Here is a 21,094-nt window from a genome sequence, read left to right on the forward strand (position 1 = left end):
TCGATGAATGCTTCGGTTATAGGCGGAACCGACTTACGGCACTTTGCAATTCTTGGGCCAAATGGGCTAAGGAACGGCTGGCTGACGCAACATCTTCCATCGAAGCAAGCTGTTCCTCCGACGCAGCGGAAACGCCCTGAGCTTCACTGGCAGTAGTATCACTAAAACTGTCAATTCGCTGTACTGCTCCCACAACATTTTGACTGCTTGCCGCCATCTGTTCCACCGCAGCGGAAATGTCCTGAATCTGGCCTGATACATGAGTAACAAGATCAGCAATTTCCCGAAAAGCACTCCCTGCTTCATCTACAACAGCAGCCCCAGTTTTGACTTCTCGCGTACCATGCTCCATCGCGATAACCGCTTTGTCCGTGTCCCCCTGGATTTCTTGAATTAAATCGGCAATCTTCTTCGCCGCTTCTTGGGACTGTTCCGCCAGTTTCCGCACTTCTTCGGCTACGACAGCAAAACCGCGGCCCTGCTCCCCGGCTCTAGCCGCCTCAATGGCGGCATTGAGCGCCAAAAGATTCGTTTGACCAGCAATCCCCGAGATCGCATCGACAATCTGGCCAATTTCTTTGGAGCGTTCGCCTAATTTAGCTACCACTTGGGCGGAAGTATTGACGGTTGTCTCAATTTGCACCATTTGCGAAACTGCTTTATCGACAGCTTTGCCGCCCATTTGCGCTCGGTCGGCGCTCTGGGCCGATTGTTCAGCTACTGAAGTAATTTTCACAGCAATATGATCAATCCCTTCCGACAACTGACTAATATGTTCGGTGGCCTCACCAACATAACGCCGCTGCTCAGCAGCGCCGCTCGCTACATCGATCATAGAATGTGCTACCTGATTCGCCGCCGTAGCTGATTGCTCAGCGCTTGCTGTTAATTCTTCCGAAGAAGAAGCTACATGGTCGGCCGATGCTGATATCTTCCGCAGCATAGTGCGCATGGATTGCACCATCTGATCCATAGCCCGCGCCATATCAGCCACTTCATCTTTGCCGCGTAAAAAAGCCTCAGGAACCGTAATACTGTAGTCGCCAGATGAAATCGTATTGAGATCCTGTACCGCCAGTTTAATCGGTCCTGCTACCTTACGCGTAATGACTACGGCGATAACGACGCTGCTGATAAAGGCAATAAGTAAAAAGATCAGGATAATCATTTTGGCTCGTTCCATTTGGTCTTGGCTAATATCAAAAGTCTTATTAATTTGTTGTTCGCGAAATTTAATATATTCCTGATACTTGTCGCTCAACTTGTTAGCTGCCGGTGCTAGCTCCGTATTCATGAGCGCGATTACTTCTTCTTTTTTACCTGCTTTTTGCAACGGTACTAGCTTCTCCGTAATAAGCTTTTCATATTGATCCGATAAAGTCATGATTTCTTGCGCATATTGTTTCCCTCGCGGGGTTCTAGCCTGAGCCTCCAACTCTTTCACAATGGCATCTGAATCGTTATTCAATCCTTTAAATTCTTGGATATATTTTTCATCATTAGTAATGACATAGCCCCGTAACGCCGTGATCTGTCTAGCGCCAAGCAGTGCTGCATGATTCGTTTGCAGTAAACGCGGCAACGTATCATCTTGAAGGTCATCGCTTGAATGCCGGATTTGCTGCAATAAGTACCAACTGATTCCACCAGAAATAGCCATTAAGAAAACAACCACTAAAAACCCTGTTGCTATTTTTGCCCCTATTTTCATTTTCTGGCTGGCAAATGACCAGCACTCCACCTACCCTTCTTTTATTTAGCGCTTTATCCCCATTTTCCCATTGACCATTTCGATTTTTTACGACAAAACACCTCTATTTGTTTTAAAATTTTCTTTTTCTTTAAGATATTGTTTTTCGCTTTGTAATTCAGGTTGCAATGTAGACGACAAAAAAATCGCCCTATCGAAAACAACAGAAAAAAATTCCACTGCTTCCTTTGATAGGACGAAAAAATTTCCCAAATTCTACGAATTGTACTAGATCGCAATTCAATCTGATTTTTTCTCTACTTCAGTAAAATTATTTAGAATTGCTTCGTTTAGAGACGGAATCGACTTACGGCGCTTTGCAAGTCCTGGGCCAGATGAGCTAACGAACGGCTGGCTGACGCCACATCTTCCATGGAAGCAAGCTGCTCTTCCGAAGCGGCGGAAACGCTCTGCGCCTCACTGGCGTTCGTATCACTAAAGCTGTCAATTCGCTGTACTGCTCCCACAACATTTTGACTACTTGCCGCCATTTGTTCCACCGCAGCGGAAATATCTTGAATCTGACCTGATACATGCGTAACAAGATCCGCAATTTCCCGAAAAGCACTCCCTGCTTCACCCACAACAGCAGCCCCAGTTTTGACTTCTCGCGTGCCATGTTCCATGGCGATAACCGCTTTATCCGTATCACCCTGGATTTCCTGAATTAAATCGGCGATCTTCTTCGCCGCCTCTTGGGACTGTTCCGCTAGTTTTCGTACTTCTTCGGCTACGACAGCAAAGCCGCGCCCTTGTTCCCCGGCTCTCGCCGCCTCAATAGCGGCATTGAGCGCCAAGAGATTTGTTTGACCAGCAATCCCGGAGATCGCATCGACAATCTGTCCAATCTCTTTCGAACGTTCGCCTAACTTAGCAACTACCTGGGCCGAAGTATTGACGGTTGTTTCAATTTGCACCATTTGCGAAACGGCTTTATCAACAGCCTTACCTCCAGCTTGCGCCCGATCGGCGCTCTGGGCCGATTGTTCCGCTACAGATGTAATTTTCACAGCAATATGATCAATGCCTTCAGACAACTGTCCAATATGTTCGGTGGCCTCACCGACATAACGCCGCTGCTCTGACGCGCCGCTAGCTACATCCACCATGGAATGTGCTACCTGATTGGCCGCCGTAGCCGATTGTTCGGCGCTTGCGGTTAATTCTTCTGAAGAAGAAGCCACATGGTCAGCTGAAGCTGAAATCTTGCGCAGCATAGTTCGCATCGATTGCACCATCTGATCCATCGCCCGGGCCATATCAGCCACTTCATCTTTACCGCGTAAAAAGGCCTCAGGAACCGTAACACTGTAGTCGCCAGATGAAATCGTATTGAGATCTTGTACCGCCAGTTTAATCGGCCCCGCTACTTTGCGCGTAATCACTACAGCGATAACGATGCTGCTAATAAACGCAATAAATAAAAAGATTAGGATAATTATCTTGGCCTGTTCCATTTGATCCTGGCTGACATCAAAGGTATCATTAATTTGCTTCTCGCGAAATTTAAGATATTCCTGATACTTTTCGCTTAACTTACCAGCCACAGGCGCTACTTCTGTACTCATAATTGTAATTAATTCTTCTTTTTTACCTGCCTTTTGCAATGGTACAACCTTTTCCATAATAATCTTTTCATATTGGTCAGCTAAAGCCATAACCTCCTGCGCATACTGTTTTCCTTGCGGCGTAATCGACTTAGCCACAAGTTCTGCTTGAATTGCATCGGCTTCCTTATTCAGATCTTTATATTCTTGCAAAAACTTTTCATCATTTGTAATGACATAGCCTCGTAATGCTGCAATCTGTCTTGCGCCAAGCAGCGCTGCGTAATTGGTTTTTGCCATCAATGGCAGTGTCACATCTTGAATGTCATCACTTGAATGCCGGACTTGCTGCAGTAAATACCAACTGATTCCACCAGAAACAGCCATCAAGAGAACAACTATTAAAAACCCTGTTGCTATTTTCGCCCCTATTTTCATTTTCTGGCTGGCAAATTACCAGCACTCCACCTGCCCTTCTTTAATTTAGAGCTTTATCCCTATTTTCCCGCATAACCATTTTCGCTATTTTACGACAAAATACCTCTTTTTTATCAAAAAACTTTCTTTATCTTTAAATAGTCGCATTTTTCCTTGCGATCTGGGTTGAATTTAGGAAACAAAAATCGCCCTACCGAAAAAAGCAGCAGAAAAATTCCGCTGCTTCCTCCAATAGGACGAAAAAGTTTTCCTAATCATATGAATGGTACTAGTTCTAGTAATTAAATCTCATTTTTCTCAACTTCAGCAAAATCGGCTAAAATGGCTTCTGAAGGTTCCTCATCGAACAGACTAACAACATAAATTGTCAGACAAGACAAGAGGAAACCAGGAACAATTTCATAGAGACCAAACCAAGCAAACTGTTTCCAAATCAAAACAGTTACACCGCCGACAATCATACCAGCCAATGCGCCATTGCGCGTCATACGCCGCCAAAATAGCGATATGATTAAGACTGGACCAAAAGCGGCCCCAAAACCAGCCCAGGCATAAGCAACCATATTTAACACAAAATTGTCAGGATCAAGGCCAAGCACAATCGCCAGCAGCGATACACCGACTACAGTAAGGCGGCTAACCCAGACAAGCTCTTTTTCTGAAGCATTTTTCCTGAGCAACGCTTTGTAGAAGTCTTGTGATACCGCCGAAGCCGTAACAAGCAGTTGCGACGAAGCCGTACTCATTACGGCAGCGAGAACAGCGGAGAGAATCAGCCCGGCAAAGAACGAGGAAAATAATTCATGAGTCATTACCATAAATACCGTTTCCACGGCGGAGCCTTCTAACGGCTGCTGCAAATAAACCCGCCCGACCATGCCGACAAGCACCGCGGCAATCAAGGAAAAAATGACCCAGGTCATGGCAATATTCGTAGCCCGCTGAATTTCTCCCGATGAACGAATCGCCATAAACCGCACTAAGATATGAGGCTGGCCAAAATAACCAAGGCCCCAGGCAAGTAACGAAATAATTTCTATTGCTGAAAGCATCTGCCCATCAGGTTTCGTAAAAGGATTAAACATTTCTGGATTAAGCGTATTTAAAGCTTGCGTTGTAGCCGCTGGCCCGCCGAGAAAGCAAGCAGCAGTGACAGGTACAGCAATAATGGCAAAAAACATCATCACCCCTTGGACAAAATCAGTCCAGCATACAGCCATAAAACCGCCGAGAAAGGTGTAAAAAACAACAACAAGAGCGCCAAGTACCATCGCCGTAATATAAGGAAGGCCAAAGACTGTTTGAAACAACTTGCCGCCAGCAACAAAACCAGAGGAAGTATAAATCAAAAAGAAAATTAAAATAAATAAAGCCGAAGCAATCCGTAAAATCTGCGATTTATCATGAAAACGATTTTCAAAGTAGTCCGGTAAGGTTAAAGAGTCATTGGCAATCTGGGTATACTGCCGCAGCCGTTTAGCCACAAACTGCCAATTGATCCAGGTACCTAACATCAAGCCCAACGCAATCCAACCGGCCTGAACCCCGGCAACATAAGCATAGCCGGGAAGCCCCATGAGCATCCAGCCACTCATATCAGAAGCCTCAGCACTCATCGAAGTCACCCAAGCGCCAAGCTGCCTGCCTCCCAAAATATAATCTGACATACTTTGTTCCTTGCGCCAATGATAAATGCCGATAGCCAGCATCACGAGAATATAAAGCGCAAAAGCGGCAAAAATTCCGCCGTTTTGTTCAATCATAGCTCTTTCTCTCCTTCATAGATCGTGTTTTGAAAAATAAATCCATTTATAAAGTATACTGGTAAACTTCGTTTACAGCAACAGGGCAAAAAAATCCCCCTCTGATCCAGAGGGGGTTCATCATAGCCACATCGTCAATAGGCAACCAATGATTACGACGCACCAGGGAGGTACTCGCCAGAACTGAAGGAGTCCGAAACAAAGTATCGCTACAGTAAAATCGACTGCGTTGTTTATTGCCGATGTCCAAACCGGATCATACAGCGCGGCAAACAATATACCTACGACTGCCGCATTGATTGACCACAACGCCGCTTGGAGACTTGGCTTGGTTCGTAAAGTATCCCAAAAAGGTACAACACCAATAACGAAAAGGAAAGATGGCAAGAATATGGCAACTGTTGTAAAAACAGCGCCTAGCCAGCCACCCATAACCGCCCCAAGGTAGGCGGCGAATGTAAACAGCGGCCCTGGTACAGCTTGTGTCAAGCCATAACCAGTTAAAAATTGGCCTCGTTCCACCCATCCCACGGGAACCACTTCCTTTTCGAGTAGCGGCAAGACAACATGGCCGCCACCGAAAACGAGCGAGCCAATCCTAAAAAAACTATCAAAAATACCAAGCCACTCATTTCCGGTGACTTGTCGTAATATGGGCAAGCCAACAAGCATAGCTGCCAATATAACTAGCGCTATAATTCCGCTTTTTTTTGAGAGGGGAAAAGACAGAGTCTGATCATTGGTCACAACTCCAGACTTTTTAAGCAAAGTACCAACGAAGCCTGCAGCTACGATAATCCCTACTTGAATCAAAGCATTCGGCCAAAGCAACGTGATTGCTGCCGCAATCATAGCTATTGTGGCTCTGGTTTTATCAGGCGCTAGTTTAGCACCCATGCTCCATACCGCTTGAGCAACAACGGCTACGGCAATAATCTTTAGTCCATGTACCCAGGCTAATTGGGCTGTGTCCATATCGTGCAACCCATAATAGGCAAGTACGAGAACAAATGTGGAGGGAACTGTAAAGCCAAACCACGCAATCATGCCGCCAAGTATGCCGCCACGGTAAATTCCAATTGCTATACCGACTTGACTGCTTGCCGGCCCAGGGAGAAATTGACATAAAGCAACCAAATCGCCATAAAGTTCTTCACTAATCCACTTACGTTTTCTTACATATTCGGCGTGAAAATAGCCAAGATGCGCAATGGGCCCGCCAAATGAAGTAAGACCTAAATAAAGCGAGACCATGAGTATTTCTTGCAATCGTCTGAAGTAACGCTTATTCTCATCCATGTCTAACCTCTAGTTTCATTATCGTTCGATAATGAGGAATCGGTTGTACCAAGCTGCAATAATCTTGTTGTAGGCAAAACGTCGCTTTGAAACTCCGTGAGGTATTTCCAGTAGCGCAGCGGCATTTGGCTGCGCCGACAGAGCGGATTGTGCCGTTCTTTGATTTCAATTGTTTCATAGAAAAGCTGCCACAATTGACGAAATTTCACTTCTTCAGCATCTGCCTCTGGCATAGTAAAATCAGCAATAGGCAGAATCTGAGCCCGATACGCTTCATAGATAAGCCCCATCTGATGAGTTCGATCATAAATGAAAAACCGTTCTTCTGGATAGCGACTGCGAAAATGCGCCACAAGCAACGGCAATACAAAGTTTTTGGGTTCAATTTCAGCGACAAGGGCTCCCGCAAATATAGAAAACCGAATAAAACCTTTAAATAAATGGCTTTCTCGTTCTAAAAACCGTACTGCTTTTACCAGCTTGTCAACACAATCCTCGGTCAGCTGATTCACAATAGTAGGACCCACGCGATAGCCAAGGCGTAAAAAATGGAGAATGGCTAATTCCTTTTGGGGCAGACACGTAAGAAAGGCTTTTTGAATCAGCTCTAGCGCTTCTTTCCCGATTTTTTGCGGAATCGAGCGATACACGCGCTGCGCTTTGTCCTCCTCTGTCGCGATTGCTTCAATTGGAAATAGCAGCGTCACCGCTTGATCAGGCGGCAAAATATCGATAGGAATCTCTTTACGGTCATAACTGGCAAAAACACAGCATAAGAGCCCTTCAAAAGTACCGTCATATTGATAAACAGGCGCTTCTGCTACCATAATGCTGTCGCCTCCAACTGTTTCACTTTATCGGTCAAACCGCTAGGCAGCTTGATCGTTGAAGCTGTAAGTACGCTTTGTTCCACCGCGTCGGGAAATAGCGATAGCTGCGTGGACTGTTCGTTACCGGGCTTGTCTTGCAACAACCGCAGTTCCTTTACTGATAGGAGCGACTGTAGCATCGCCTGCTCTGATTTGATCATACCCGCAAAAGTCTTGCCGCGGCAAGTAATAAAATACTGCGCCCGTTTTAAGACGACGCCCAGCTTCTTTACGCCTTCAAATGTCAGTGAACCACTGCGTCTGGCCCGAATGATTCGTTTAGCGCTCAAGACGCCAATCCCCGGTACGCGCAGCAATTCTTCATAAGCGGCCCGATTGATTTCTACCGGGAAAAACTCGGGATGATGGAGCGCCCAACTGCATTTGGGGTCCATCGTCGGATCAAAACTTTGCCGCGTTTGATCAAGTAGTTCTGTGGCCTGAAAACCATAAAAACGCAGCAGCCAGTCAGCCTGATAGAGCCGATGCTCTCTTAAGAGCGGCGGCGCATCAAGGGCAGGCAGCAGACTATCTTGAGCTACAGGTATGTACGCCGAAAAAAAGACCCGCTTCAATTTATAGGTTTTATAGAGACTTTCCGTTAAATGCAAAATCTGAAAATCCGTATCAGCTGTAGCGCCGATAATCATTTGGGTACTCTGCCCCGCTGGGGCGAATTTCGGCGCATGACGATATTTTACGAGATCGCGGGAGTTTTCTTGCCGCTTTCCCGTTATAAACCCCATAGGTTTTAAAATAGAATGCTTCGATTTATCAGGCGCGAGCAGCGCCAAGCTCTTTTGCGACGGCAGTTCAATATTAACGCTCATACGATCTGCCAAGAGTCCTAGTTGTTCAATCAGGCGGCTGTCAGCGCCAGGAATAGCCTTTGCATGAATATAGCCAGCAAAGCGATACTCCTGGCGTAAAATTTTAAGCGTAGCAATGAGCTGTTCACAAGTATAATCAGGATTTTTAAACACGCCAGAGCTTAGAAAAAGTCCCTCAATATAGTTACGGCGATAAAAACTAATTGTGAGATCTGCTAATTCCCGCGGCGAAAAAGCGGCGCGATCGGTCTCATTGGAACGACGATTAATACAATATTTACAATCATAAATACAGATATTGGTCATAAGCACTTTTAACAACGAAACACAGCGACCGTCAGCGGCAAAAGTATGGCAGATTCCACAGGCAGCGGCGCTGCCAATGCCGCCCTTGCCTGCCTGTTTATCAACACCGCTTGACGTACAAGCCACATCATATTTCGCCGCATCCGTTAAAATCTTCAGCTTTTCAAAAACATCCACTTTGATCAGCTCCCTTACTTCTTATCATTATAATATAGAACATACGTTCTTGCAAAGAAGTAAAAATAAAGCGAGTACCTAAACGAGATACTCGCATGCTGACATAGTGATTAGAGCAGATCAAGTAGTTTTGCCGGATTGATTTTAGTCATTTGATCCATAGCGGTCTGAGAAACGCCGGCCTGTACAAAAAAGTCAATATGTTCAGCTAACGCTTCACTCCATAGCGGATTTTCCGTCTGCCCGCCATCGGTAGACAAGATCGTCGATTCATAACCAATTGCAGCAACAGCCTCCAGATTGATCGCAAAATTTTTCCGATATCCCTGACCAGGCGGTCTTGTGGCGTAACACCGTTCAAAAAACACGCCATACTGAGCTAATTCTTTCTGCTGCGCTAGCGACATATTAATGGACCACCATTCCGGGTGATTCACCATGATTTTTTGAACGCCCACTCGTTTCGCCGTTTCTACAACGATGAGTGTTTCCTCTGGCGCTAAATGGCCTGTGCCTAATACAATATTATGCTCCGCAATCAGCTTCAATACAGCAAGCAGTTCCGGCGTTACTTTACGATCTACTACGGAGGTAACACCGCCGCTTTTCCCTTGCAGCCGCTTTTCATGAGATGAATCGGCTGTAGGCAGCCAAATAATTTTAGCGCCCATCTTTATAGCAACCTCAACGGCTGCCGGATTGATACCGCCCACATACGAATTTAACGTGAGCCCGCCAAAAACACGAATTCCTGGCACGACATACTCAGCAATACTGGCTCGATCCATCGTCGGCACAAGATGTGACTTAATCACGATCGCTTTTGCCCCTACCCGCAAAGCTTCACGAGCCAATTCAATATCATTAAGTCTTCTAAGACGTACGTCAGGATTCGTATGAATATGCGTATCAATTACGCCCTGAAGTAACTCCTCGGAAAAGGTTTTTACACTATTTCCCATTGTCTTCCTCCCTTTTTAGATTTGACTGAAATTCTTTTATTTTTTTCGAATATTCTTGTTGTTTTTCGTTCTCAATTATATAATAATTCTATATATATAAACAAATACATAATTTCTAATAAGCCCTATAGTTTTAATTTATACATATTGAAAGAAGGCGCTGCACTACAATGACGGAACGTGAACTTCTTTACGTAAAAACAGTAGCTGATGAAAAAAGTCTGTCGAAAGCAGCAAAAAAACTGTTTTTAACCCAGCCATCCCTGAGTGTCTGTATGCAAAAAATCGAAACAAACCTTGGGATCAAACTCTTTAAGCGCACAAGCAAAGGACTTTTACTCACATTTGCTGGCGAAAGATATTATCAAATGGCCACAGATATTTTAAAAATCTATAATGATTTTGAAATTGAAGTGAGTGATATCAACAATTTGAAAAAAGGCCGAATGACCATTGGCATTACCGTATATTTGGCTACTTATATGCTACCGCTGGTGCTGCCCGCTTTTAAACAAAAATGTCCAAATATCGAAATATTTATCATTGAAAAAAATTCTACCGAGCTTGATAAATCTCTCGCGTCAGGTGAAATTGACTTTGCGATCATGCATACTTTTCCCTTTAATGAACATGCCAATAATATCAATACTAAAATTCACCCTTTATTTAAAGATCCACTCGTGCTGGTAACCAAACCAAACCATCCGCTGCGACAATATGCAATACCCAAGAATGACTTGGAATTTCCCCAGATCGATCTCACCTTATTTGCCCAAGAACCCTTCATTATGCTGCACCAAGAACAAAAAATCCGACAGGTCACTGATTTAATCTTGCAAAAAGCAGCAATTATCCCCACGATCGCCTTAACGACTAAGAGCTATGAAACGGCGAGAAGACTCGCTTGCGAGGGCCTTGGCGTAACCTTAGTTCCCCGCCAATACCTCGATATTTTTCCTAGTACCTTTCATCCTGATTACTATTACATTGAGGAAAAATATTCTCCCTACTGGACCATGTGTGTCGCTGTACAAAAAGATGCCTATATTTCCCGGGCGGCACGCCTATTTATCAGCATGATCACTGAACAATTTCATTTCACACCAGTAAATTTGAATAATTCTTTCGAATAAAACTAAAACACCTCGCATCGGCAGGCGTGTGAACTGCCGATGCGAGGTGTTTCCATAAATTTAAAAACAGATTAGCTCCGTGTTTAGCTTAGCCTTTAATCAAACCGTAAGCGGCCATTTCTTTCTTGAGCAATTCCAAATTTTTATCGCTTAGTTCGCTCAAAGGCATACGACAACGCCCCACGCGATAGCCAAGCAGCCCGACAGCTGTTTTAACAGGAATCGGATTTACTTCACTGAAAAGCGATTTGATGAGATTCAAAGTTTTAAGCTGCAGCTTTCTTGCGCCAGCAATATCGCCCGCATGAAATTTCATCACCATATCATGGGTATCCTGCGGAATGATATTGGCCATAGTGGAAATAACCCCTGTACCGCCTAGCGATAAGAGTGGCAAAATATTGCCATCTTCACCGGAATAAACCGTCATATTATCACCACATAAGTTGATAATATCGCCGACTTGACCTAAGTTACATTCCTTAATTGCAACAATATTGTCTACTTTAGACAATTCATAAACGGTTTCCGGATTAATATTCAAGTTCGTCCGACTAGGAACATTATAAAGAATAATCGGAATATTTACATTTTCAGCAATCGCTTTAAAATGATCGATAAGGCCTTTTTGTGTTGCTTTATTATAGTAAGGAGTTACGGAGAGCAGGGCATCGGTGCCGACAGCTTCCGCCTCTTTCGAAAGATCAATCGCATGACGCGTATCATTGCTGCCTGTTCCGGCAATGACAGGGATCCGTTTCGCCACCTTTTCTACAGCAAATTGGATGACAGCAATATGTTCTTCATCAGGCATTGTGGAAGCTTCACCCGTTGTCCCGCAAATCACGAGAGCGTCGGTTCCGTTTTGGATCTGAAATTCAATCAGCTTCCCCAGACTCTCATAGTCGACGCCGTCATCCGTAAAGGGAGTGACGATCGCCACAGCAGAGCCAATAAATAATGGTTGTTTCATGAGTTTTCCTCCTCATTTCTCTTGAAAAAATGTAAAGTCTTACTACTATGATTTTAGCCTATCTTACGCGAAAAAGAAATTCTATTTCTTTGAAAAATCATAAATTCTGTAATTTTATTGTGAAATACTTGGCTGAGACCGTAACAGACAGCCAATTTTCTCGAAAGAAACGCGATAAATCTCAATAGCTGCATCAACAGTCCCACCGCCAACATGGGGCGTCGCCACGACATTATCAAGTTGCAAGAGGGGATTATCAGCTGCTACTGGTTCACTGGCCCAAACATCAATCGCTGCTCCCGCAATTTTCCCCTGTTGCAAAGCTTCATATAAAGCTTGCTCATTCACCACATTACCACGACCTACATGAATGAGAACAGAGCTTGGCTTCATCAGCGCCAGTTCTTTGGCAGAAATAAAATCTCGAGTCCCACTTGTTAATGGCAAATGAACACTCACAATATCGGATTGCTGCAATACCTCTTCCAACGAGGCATACTTTACTTGATACTTTGCTTCAATAGCGGGTTCTAAGCGCGTGCGATTATAATAAAGCAAGGTCGTGCCAAAAGCCCGGGAGAGTTCGGCCACCCGTTTGCCAATATGGCCAAAACCAACGATACCATGGGTTTTTCCTTTTATTTCATAGGAACAAGATCGATAGGTCCACATGGACCATTGTCCGGCTCGCGTGCGTCGATCAAGCAGGATCGTCTTACGATATAAATCAAGAATCAGGCCAATTGTCAGCTCAGCAACACCATTGGCATTGCCGCCAGGCACATTGCCTACTACAATACCGCGTTTTGCTGCTGCCGCCGAGTCAATATTATCGGTGCCAACACCGACTTTCTGGACGATTTTCAGTTTAGGCGCCTTACTCATGAACGCCTCATCAACTTTATACGTTGCCGTAAGAAACGCATCAGCCTCAGCTAGTTTTTTCTCCTGTTCCGCTTCCTCTAATTCACTAAGAAAAATCAGTTCTAAATCCTGCGGCGCCTCTTGACAGAGCAACGCTTTCATTTCATCCGTAATTTGATCAAGAAAAATACAATTCACGCCAATTCTCCCCTTGTGTACCGCTTTTTACTCTCATTGATATTTTTTACACATCACACTTCCCGCTTCCTCTATAAACCTATATAGAAAAAATTTATAGGGGACATAGAATAACAAGTATTTGATTATAGCAGTTACCCATTATATAATTTAAAATACAAAATGCCAAGAATATTCACAACATATTGTCATAAGCGTCATGTGGTATTTTGTTAGTATTTTATAATGAAATAGGAGGATTTTCTTTAAATGATTAGTTTTTTTGTGGTACTCGCTATTGCGGTTTCTATTATTTTAGGCTATCGAACTAAAATAAACACCGGTTTTTTTGCAATTGCCTTTGCTTATTTGATTGGTTGTTTTATGTTGAACTTAAAATCCAGTGAAGTCGTAAGCATGTGGCCGATTAGTATCTTTTTTGTTATTTTCGCTGTTTCTCTCTTCTATAACTTTGCCCTTGTAAACGGCACACTGGAAAAGCTGGCCAACCACCTTTTATATGGCTGCCGACGCTATCCTCACTTACTGCCCTTTGCTATCTTCTTTGCCGCAACTTTGATTGCCGGCCTAGGCGCTGGCTTTTTTACGGTTATGGCCTTCATGGCGCCAATCACCCTGTTGCTCTGTGAAAAGACAGGCTTGAATAAGATGGTAGGCGCTGTTGCAGCCAATTATGGCGCCCTAGGCGGCGCCAACTTTATGACAAGCCAAAGCGGTATTGTGTTTAAAAGCCTCATCGAAGCTGCTGGCTTTCCCGCCGATTCTGCCTTTGCCTACACCACAACCATTTTTGTAACAACCATGGTAATTCCGCTTCTAGTTATTTCCGGGTTACTGCTCTTCTCAAAAAATGGCAAAGTCTCCAAAGAAAATTTCACCATTGAAAAACCGCAGCCCTTTGACAGCAAACAAAAGACGACACTCTATCTAATTATTCTCATGATGGTCATCGTTTTGGCCGCGCCAATTCTCCATATGATTTTACCGGCTAATAAAATGATCACCTTTATTAACTCCAAAATGGACATCGGACTCATTGCCATCGTGTTGTCAGTTGTTGCTCTCTTATTAAATTTAGCTGATGAAAAAAAGGTTATAGCCAATGTTCCCTGGAGCACACTGATTATGATTTGCGGCGTGGGCATGCTCATTTCCGTAGCGATTAAAGCCGGAACGATTAAATTGCTTGCCAGTTGGATCGGCTCCAGCATGCCTTATTACCTTGTTCCTATAGCGCTTGCTATTGTAGCTGGCATTATGTCCTTTTTCAGCAGTACGCTAGGCGTTGTTTGTCCCGCCCTGTTCCCGATTATCCCTTCGCTTGTTGCCGCCACAGGCATCAATCCTATGATTTTATTTACCTGCGTTGTTATCGGCGCTCAGGCAACAGCGATCTCGCCCTTTTCCTCTGGCGGCAGCCTTGTACTTGGCGCTTGCACCAGCGACGAAGCCCGTACTAGCTTATTTTCGAACCTACTATTCCGTGCCGTTCCCATCTGTTTATCAAGCTCGGTAGTAATGAGCGCCATTATTTATTTGCTCCTCTAATTCGCTAAATAGAACAGACTGAACCTTGCCTAAAACAAAGTCCAGTCTGTTTTTTTATATCTGATAAAAACTATGCAATTAATAACTCGGCTACTACCGAAATCATGGACGTATTCTGATTCACATAGGTATAAGTCGCCGTAATGCCATAAGGCGCTCCCATAAGCGATAAAAGACTTACATAATAATCAAGATTTTCATAAGTAAGCAGTTCATCAGAGTCAATCAGTACAGTAGCCCCGTCAACATAGCCAAGCTGAAAAACATTGCTCATACGGACAAGGCCTCTGTCTTGATACTTTTCAAAAGATAAAATATAATCCACTTTTCGATCATCGCCGGACCAGCAAACAAGGTCAATGACACAAGCAAGAATCATCTGCAATAAGGGACCATTGCCCATAACCGTCACAAGTTCCTGGGGTAACTTTTCTTGATAGCGAAGTCCGCTATGGCGCTCTTTCACATGTTGCTGCAAAGCCTCGGCAGCTGCTGATAAAGTAAATTCGCTGAAAGCGGCTGGCATCGTCTTAAAGTAAGACGACGTAAATGCCTCGATAATTTTCAGACTTGTAGCGGCTTTTCCCCAGCTCCGATCAGATTTATGCAGTTCTCGTTCCAAACCGGAAAACATCTTTGTAAACACGTTTTCCACATGGCCAATCTTGTCAGCGGCAGTAGCGGACTTTTCCTCCATAAGGCGCAGCATTTTTTTATAAGCTTCATTTTTATGCTGCAAAGAGCGTTCTATATTCTGCTTCTCTTTGATTAGGTTATAATATTCGATCCCTTGACGCAATACAGGCAGTAAATCTTCTTCCATACGCCAAGGCTTTGTAATAAAGCGATAGATTTCGCCATGATTCATGGCAGCAAGAACTTGATCAAGCGATAAGAGAGCATAACCTGATAAAACAATCCGTAACGTATTAGGATACATCCCTTTTATTTTTTGTAAGAAGGCGATACCATCTGTTCCTGGCATACGAATATCAGTGACTAATACACTGACCTCATGCTTTGCCAGCAATTCCAATGCCGCTTCCGCCGAAGTCGCAAAGAGCGGCCAAAAGGGTTCATCGGCTACACCACGTTTAAGCGAATTCAGCACACTAATTTCATCATCTACAAATAAAACTGTATTTTTGTAGTACTGCATTCTATTGCCCCCTCATCCTTAAGCAAGGCTGATTTTCTGCATTTTTTCTCTATGAAACAGTGACTTTCCTGCAAAAATCCGGAAATTTCTCAAAATCACGACATGCTATGCAAAACTTCTCTCGGGGCGTCCCCAAAATTGTTTTTAAAAAATTATAAAAAAATCTTGACGATCATAACTTCCTAAGCTATACTTGATCCATTACAACTTTACACTTACAATGAAAAATTACTTTAAAAAGTGATGAAGGAGACTACCTTACTGCGACGTTTCCAGAGATCTGGCGGTTGGTGCGAGCCAGAAACAAACCAGTGAGAATCAATCACTCCTGAACTGCAAAGCTTAACGGTTTCTAGAGCCTAGTAAGCTGCGCCGGACTCAACTCGCAAGAGTGCAACCGTTATTTGCTTAGGGTTGTTTGACCTGATGAGAGATGTTCTTTCTGTTGGAAAGGACAATAAGGGTGGTACCGCGAGATGAAACTCTTGCCCCTTGCCTGGGGAAAGAGTTTTTTTATTTTCCCGAAAACAGTCTTCATTTAAAAATTTCAAGGAGGATTTTATGAATCAAAAAGCTTCGAATTTCCGTTGGTTTTTAGGCGCACTCGTATTTCTTATCAGCTTCATCTCCTATATGGACCGCGTCAATCTATCGGTGGCCACACCAGAAATCATGAAAGAATTTGCTTTTACTAAGCTTGATATGGGTCTTTTACAAACCGCTTTCTTTGTAGGCTATTCCCTCATGCAGATTCCCGGCGGAATTTTATCGGAAGTCTTAGGGCATCGTCTTGTTGTCAGTGGCGCAGCTGCTTTGTGGTCTGTATTTACGGCGCTGACGGCAGCGTGCAATAGCTTGTCCCTGTTTATCGGCGTTCGCGCCTTATTCGGCGTTGGTGAAGGTCCTTTAGCACCTTCTTTCGGTCGCTTTATTTATCGCTGGTTCCATAACGATGAAAAATCACGCGGTACTTCATTCTTATTAAGTGGCGTCTTTTTTGGCCCTGTTGTCGGCCCAGCCTTGACTGTCGCACTCATGCTCGCTTTTGGCTGGCGTTCTGTCTTTGTTATCTTCGGCGCCATGGGCTTGGTTCTAGCTGCCGCCTGGTATTATTTCGCGAAAGATGAGCCGAAGCAAAGTCCCTTCGTAAATGCGGCAGAAGCCGCTTGGATCGACCAAAACAAAGTTCCTCTTGGGCAAACAAAAAAAGTCATGGCTCCATGGAAACACTTCTTATCGTCTTCGCAGTTTTGGGCCATTGGCCTGCAATTCTTCATTACGGACTATATTATGTATGTCTTTTTAGCTTGGCTCCCCCTCTACCTCATGGAGGCGCAAAACTTCTCTCTGCAAAAGATGGGCATTGCCGCTTCCTTTCCTTGGGCCGCTCTGTGTCTTGTAACCTTGGTCACCGGCTATTGGAGTGACAAACTCATTGCCAAAGGAGCTTCCAAGCACCGGATACGCACTTTGTCAGGCATTGTAGGTCTTGGGCTTTGCTGTCTTGGCCTGTATTTTGGCGCTACAGCAACAACACCTACCCTCAATGTCTTTTGGCTCACCCTATCGCTCGGCTCACTCGGCCTAACCTTCACAGCTGGCTGGTCTACTTGCATTGATCTCGGCGGTGCTTTTGCTGGCTCGGTCTCTGGTTGGATGAATTTCTGGGGAAATATCGGCGGCGTTATCGCCCCCATTCTTACTGCCTGGATTGCCACAAATTATGGGTGGCAATCAGCAATTACCGTTACTGCTGCCTTCGCCGTAGCCGGTATGGTAGCTTGGATCTTTGTCAGACCAGAGCGGTCGCTTGTACAAAACCCAGTCATACAATCAGAGAAAGAAGCGGTGTAGACTGCCCCATAAGTACAAGAAACTGACAGTTGCGCTTAACGCAGCTGTCAGTTTCTTTTTCCCCATACCGAATAAATATTAGATTAGACCTAACTCTTTTTGCACTTGTGCCAATCGATCTCGCTGTTCCTGCCTGACTAAAGTTTGTCCGTACTGATAGCAATCAAGTACATCGGCGTCTTTTACAATTTCTTCTAGCGGTGTTCCAACTACCTCTTTACTACTATGATGCTTAGCCGCTAACGCTAAGCTTTCTATTTCGGCGGAAGTAAATAGCTTCAGGTTCGTCAAAAATTCTATCAGCGGTCCATATGCTGCCTCAGCATGGCCCGCCTGCTTGCCTGTAATCACACGGCCATAGTCGTGAAGCGATGTGGCAATGGCTGCCAGCTCTGGATCGACGCCACGTTTCACAGCGAGCAGCTGGCCAAGACGCCCACAGCTCGCCATGTGAATTCGTTCCCAGTCTAAGGGGTAATCGCGGTCTGCTTCCCCTGTTCCAACATACTTATTAATTTCCGCTAGAAAAATGCTTTGTACTGTAAAAATCTTATTCATAGCTAACTCATCCTACTCTTTCTCAGCTTCTCTCGTTGCCGTTGCTATTTAGACCACACCCTTGTCCTTATCGCCCATCTTTATAAAATTTCGATGCATAAGCAATCAACTGAGTGCGATTATTACACCTTAGCTTCCGTAAAATTTCATTCACATGATATTTTATCGTCGTTTCTCGCAGATCAATCGTCTCGCTGATTTCCCGATAAGTCAGCCCATCAATCATGAGTTTCAAAATAGCTTCCTGCCGCTCACTTAGCGAATTTAAGGCTACTTGCTCTGTTTCGGCTATCTCCTTTTGTTCCATGCTTGGTTTAAGCTGTGAAAATTCTCGTAAAATTCGCCGGACTAGAGTAGGCGCAAGTGGAGCTTCGCCGCGCATGAGACTTTGAATTTGAGCCCAAAGTGCCTCGCCTTTCATATGTTTCAGCAAATAGCCGGAGGCCCCAGCACGAATCGCTTCAAATAAATGCTCCTCATCTTCCGATACGGAAAGCATAACAATTTCAATATGAGGAAAATCATGTTTAATAATTCGCGTTGTTTCTATGCCGTCACAGCCCTCCATCTGCACATCCATCAGAATTACATCAGGCTGATAAATCTCTACTTTTACGAGCGCCTCCAAACCATTGCCAGCTGTTCCTACTACATTCAAGCCATGGCAGCGCAAAAAATCGGCTAGCCCTTCTACATACAAACTGCTATCATCCACTAAGAGCCATTTCACCATCTATGCACTCCTTTGATTTTGCGGCAAATAAATCTAATTGTAGTTCTATGATTTAAATCTTAAATCGTTTCGTAATATCGTCGAGTTCTGAGGCCATTTTCGTTAGGGCCCTTACGTTTTCATTCACTTCATGCAAACTCGCATTTTGCTCCTGTGCAGCAGAAGCAACCGTTTCTGTATTCGCTTTCGTTTCATCGGCAACACCATTTAAATCCTGTACATTTAAGACAGCAGATTGCATGCCATCTGCCGTTTCCTGAACAGCCCGTGTTATCTGCCCAATTCCTTGCTGTACCTGTTCTAATTGCGTAATAATCCGCTGTAACCCATTTTCGGTATCAGCAACAGCATGTTTTCCTGCCGCAACTTCATTATTCGTTTTATTTACAGTCGCTACAGCTCGTTCAATCGCTGCCGTCATCTTGACAATAATGTCCTGAATATGGCTTGTCGCTTCCGCACTTTGTTCAGCAAGCTTACGAACTTCTTCGGCAACAACAGCAAAACCACGTCCAGCTTCGCCGGCTCGAGCGGCTTCAATTGCCGCATTTAATGCTAAAAGATTTGTTTGTCCAGCAATATTACGAATCACCGTAACAATATTTTCTATACTAGCAGAACCTTGAACCAGCTCCTGCGAAATATCCGTAATTTCGCCCATTGATACTTCTACAGTATTGTTTTGCTCTACCACTTTTTGAATGAGTTCCATCCCTTTACGCGCATCTTGTACGGCCTGGCAAGTTTGTCCATTGACTTGTTCGGCACTCGCATTCATTTCCTCAGTACTTGCAGAGATTTGTTCAAATACTGCCGATACTTCGCCAATACTTCTTGTATTTTGAGCCGCGCCAGAGGCCATTGTATTTGCAGTTCTGGCAATCACCTCTGAGGCTTTTAGTTGTTCCGTAACAGTAGCGCTTAACTCTTCGCTAGACGCAGCTACCATGTCAGCATTTGTTCTAACTTGTCCTACGATCCGATTCAGTTGCTGCCGCATTCGAATAAAGGCTTGGGCCATTTTTCCAATCTCATCATGACTGTGTACGGTAAGAGCAGTTTCCCGCAAATCGCCTGCCGCCAACTGCTCAAGGGAAAGCTGCATCACTACAATTGGTTTCGTAAAGCGCCGACTCAGCCAAATTACACTAAGCCCTGTAAGCACAATACAAATAAAGGCGCCAACCGCTAACAGGATTGTCATTTTCCTGACATCTGCCTTCAACTCGCTCTCATCAGCAGAAATCATAACAACCCATTTTTGCCCGTTTCCCATATCGACTGGCATAAAGAAACCCACGCGAACATCCTGATTCACAAAATTATAGACGCCTCTAACTGTTTGCTCTTGCTCTGTTGCGGCTTTAAATAGTTTTATTAAGCGTTCATCTAAGTCACTTGCTAAATTCAACTCTGCCGCCTGCTTTGCTGTAGAAAGATTTAATTTTCCTACTAGCTCGTGTGCCTTGGGCTGAGCCATTAACATGCCCGCTCCATCTGCCAAGGTAACATAGCCAGTTTCCTTAAACTTTATCTGTTCAATCATATCAGTAATCGCATCAAGCGTATAAACAGCCGCTACAAGACCTATGTACTGTTGATTCGCGCCAAAAACCGGTACAGCAATCATAACGGATAGCTTGCCATTGTTTTTAGCAACAACAGGCGCTGAAACGAAAGGCTGTTTCGTTGCCGTAACAGCCTTAAAATAATCTCGATCTAAGGCATTGGATGTTGTATTGTCAGAACGAACTACTCTTCCGTCAGCATACACGAAAAACAAATTATTCACTGTCTTCATCCGCTTTTGATATTCCTGCATTCCAGCAACAACGTTAGGTCGCTCACCAGATTTTAGCTTATCGCCAGCCGCTGCATCTTCAAGTTGAAGAATAATATTATGAACCGGATTCTGCACTTGCAAAGAAATATATTTACTTAATGAGTTCATACTTTCATTAATATTTTTTTCAAGATAAATCGAAGAATAATAATAGCTTATGCCAGTAAGTACTATAAATGAAACTAAGATAACAGGCAAAATAGTTAATATAAGTCTTGCACTAATGGACCGTACTGTCATCAGTAGTCCTCCTTAAAAAAATCATGCAGTTGTCGTAACAGTTCCTCAAC

Annotated in this window: 16 protein-coding genes and 1 other annotated feature; of the genes, 3 read left to right on the top strand and 13 right to left on the bottom strand. The window is 44.2% G+C overall.

Going from position 1 to position 21,094, the window contains the following annotated elements; all coding sequences use genetic code 11:
* Positions 1 to 16 precede the first annotated feature (16 nt).
* From AC0MXB_RS06650 to AC0MXB_RS06680, 7 genes are all read right to left on the bottom strand, one after another.
* Complete coding sequence (locus tag AC0MXB_RS06650) at positions 17 to 1,741, bottom strand: methyl-accepting chemotaxis protein (RefSeq protein WP_474038863.1); 1,725 nt, start codon at positions 1,739 to 1,741, stop codon at positions 17 to 19.
* Positions 1,742 to 2,040: 299 nt separating this feature from the next.
* Positions 2,041 to 3,735, bottom strand: a complete 1,695-nt coding sequence (locus AC0MXB_RS06655; RefSeq protein WP_474038864.1) for a methyl-accepting chemotaxis protein — start codon at positions 3,733 to 3,735, stop codon at positions 2,041 to 2,043.
* Positions 3,736 to 4,016: 281 nt separating this feature from the next.
* Positions 4,017 to 5,498: a sodium/proline symporter PutP gene (putP, locus tag AC0MXB_RS06660; RefSeq protein ID WP_474038865.1), complete on the bottom strand. Its 1,482-nt coding sequence runs from the start codon at positions 5,496 to 5,498 to the stop codon at positions 4,017 to 4,019.
* A 120-nt stretch (positions 5,499 to 5,618) separates the two neighbouring features.
* Positions 5,619 to 6,797, bottom strand: coding sequence for a chromate efflux transporter (gene chrA, locus AC0MXB_RS06665; RefSeq protein ID WP_474038866.1), 1,179 nt, complete (start codon positions 6,795 to 6,797; stop codon positions 5,619 to 5,621).
* 2 nt (positions 6,798 to 6,799) lie between these two features.
* Positions 6,800 to 7,624 (bottom strand): TIGR03915 family putative DNA repair protein, encoded by an 825-nt coding sequence (locus AC0MXB_RS06670; protein ID WP_474038867.1) that lies wholly within the window; start codon positions 7,622 to 7,624, stop codon positions 6,800 to 6,802.
* Entirely contained in the window at positions 7,618 to 8,979 is a 1,362-nt protein-coding gene (locus tag AC0MXB_RS06675) for a putative DNA modification/repair radical SAM protein (protein ID WP_474038868.1), read from the bottom strand. The genes AC0MXB_RS06670 and AC0MXB_RS06675 overlap by 7 nt, the downstream gene beginning before the upstream one ends.
* A 110-nt stretch (positions 8,980 to 9,089) precedes the next feature.
* Positions 9,090 to 9,941 carry a DUF6282 family protein gene (locus AC0MXB_RS06680; protein ID WP_474038869.1) on the bottom strand — a complete coding sequence of 284 codons (852 nt, stop codon included), beginning with the start codon at positions 9,939 to 9,941 and terminating at the stop codon, positions 9,090 to 9,092.
* A gap of 170 nt (positions 9,942 to 10,111) precedes the next feature.
* On the opposite strand from AC0MXB_RS06680, the gene AC0MXB_RS06685 reads away from it, so the two are divergent.
* On the top strand, positions 10,112 to 11,074 hold the full coding sequence (locus AC0MXB_RS06685; RefSeq protein WP_474038871.1) for a LysR family transcriptional regulator: 963 nt from the start codon (positions 10,112 to 10,114) through the stop codon (positions 11,072 to 11,074).
* Between the two features lie 88 nt (positions 11,075 to 11,162).
* Here the strand turns inward: AC0MXB_RS06685 and dapA are convergent, their stop codons facing one another.
* A complete protein-coding gene (dapA, locus tag AC0MXB_RS06690; protein ID WP_474038872.1) occupies positions 11,163 to 12,047 on the bottom strand; it encodes a 4-hydroxy-tetrahydrodipicolinate synthase in 885 nt (294 codons plus the stop codon).
* 114 nt (positions 12,048 to 12,161) lie between these two features.
* The gene (locus tag AC0MXB_RS06695) at positions 12,162 to 13,109 is read right to left on the bottom strand and encodes a phosphoglycerate dehydrogenase (RefSeq protein ID WP_474038873.1); all 948 of its coding nucleotides are present in this window, start codon (positions 13,107 to 13,109) and stop codon (positions 12,162 to 12,164) included.
* A 249-nt stretch (positions 13,110 to 13,358) separates the two neighbouring features.
* Between AC0MXB_RS06695 and AC0MXB_RS06700 the strand changes: the two genes are divergently transcribed.
* Positions 13,359 to 14,657, top strand: a complete 1,299-nt coding sequence (locus AC0MXB_RS06700) for an SLC13 family permease (protein WP_474038874.1) — start codon at positions 13,359 to 13,361, stop codon at positions 14,655 to 14,657.
* Positions 14,658 to 14,727: 70 nt separating this feature from the next.
* Here AC0MXB_RS06700 and AC0MXB_RS06705 read toward each other — a convergent pair whose 3' ends face one another.
* The gene (locus AC0MXB_RS06705) at positions 14,728 to 15,816 is read right to left on the bottom strand and encodes a response regulator (RefSeq protein ID WP_474038875.1); all 1,089 of its coding nucleotides are present in this window, start codon (positions 15,814 to 15,816) and stop codon (positions 14,728 to 14,730) included.
* Positions 15,817 to 16,050: 234 nt separating this feature from the next.
* Positions 16,051 to 16,312: a binding site (T-box leader), on the top strand.
* A gap of 65 nt (positions 16,313 to 16,377) precedes the next feature.
* On the opposite strand from AC0MXB_RS06705, the gene AC0MXB_RS06710 reads away from it, so the two are divergent.
* Complete coding sequence (locus AC0MXB_RS06710) at positions 16,378 to 17,670, top strand: MFS transporter (protein WP_474038876.1); 1,293 nt, start codon at positions 16,378 to 16,380, stop codon at positions 17,668 to 17,670.
* Between the two features lie 78 nt (positions 17,671 to 17,748).
* Here AC0MXB_RS06710 and AC0MXB_RS06715 read toward each other — a convergent pair whose 3' ends face one another.
* From AC0MXB_RS06715 to AC0MXB_RS06725, 3 genes are all read right to left on the bottom strand, one after another.
* A complete protein-coding gene (locus tag AC0MXB_RS06715; protein ID WP_474038877.1) occupies positions 17,749 to 18,228 on the bottom strand; it encodes an HD domain-containing protein in 480 nt (159 codons plus the stop codon).
* Between the two features lie 67 nt (positions 18,229 to 18,295).
* Positions 18,296 to 18,961 (bottom strand): response regulator, encoded by a 666-nt coding sequence (locus tag AC0MXB_RS06720; protein WP_474038879.1) that lies wholly within the window; start codon positions 18,959 to 18,961, stop codon positions 18,296 to 18,298.
* A 52-nt stretch (positions 18,962 to 19,013) separates the two neighbouring features.
* Positions 19,014 to 21,044: a methyl-accepting chemotaxis protein gene (locus AC0MXB_RS06725; RefSeq protein WP_474038880.1), complete on the bottom strand. Its 2,031-nt coding sequence runs from the start codon at positions 21,042 to 21,044 to the stop codon at positions 19,014 to 19,016.
* Positions 21,045 to 21,094 lie beyond the last annotated feature (50 nt).

Source organism: Pelorhabdus sp. sgz311001, assembly GCF_055901755.1.